The organism is Cellulomonas sp. P4_H12 (assembly GCF_056400905.1).
Map to the genome: position 1 here is coordinate 1 of NZ_JBFUKJ010000124.1, position 569 is coordinate 569.

A 569-nucleotide genomic window follows, 5' to 3' on the forward strand; every position below is an offset into this window, starting at 1 on the left:
CGTCGACCGGGCCGTGCCGGAGACCGCCGCGATGACCGAGGACGACATCGCCGCCGTCATCGCCGCCTACGCCAGCGCCGCCCGCACCTCCGTCGAGCTGGGCTTCGACGGCATCGCGATCCACGGCGGSCAYGGCTACCTGCTGGACTCGTTCCTGTGGTCCTCGACCAACCTTCGCGACGACGCCTGGGGCGGAGACCTGCAGCGCCGCAACGCGTTCCCCGTCGCCGTGGTCCGCGCGATCCGGGAGGCCATCGGCGACGACCTGCCGATCGTGTACCGGTTCTCGCAGCACAAGCAGCAGGACTTCACGGCCCGGATCGCGGAGACCCCCGAGGAGCTCGGCCTGATCCTGGGCGCCCTCGTCGACGCCGGCGCGGACGTCCTCGACGCCAGCTCGCGCCGGTTCGACGCGCCCGCGTTCGAGGGCAGCGACCTGTCGCTGGCCGGCTGGGCGAAGAAGACCACCGGGGCGATCACCATGAGCGTCGGCTGCGTCGGCCTCGGCAAGTCGCTGCGCGACGGCCGACTGGCCGGCGGCAGCGTGGAGAGCGTCGACAACATCGCCG

At 72.7% G+C, this 569-nt stretch carries 1 protein-coding gene; it reads left to right on the forward strand.

Annotated features, from left to right (window positions below):
* Window positions 1-31: 31 nt before the first annotated feature.
* Window positions 32-569, forward strand: a 538-nt coding sequence (locus tag AC1DQC_RS20115) for an oxidoreductase (RefSeq protein ID WP_477052991.1), incomplete at its 3' end; no start/stop codon positions are given.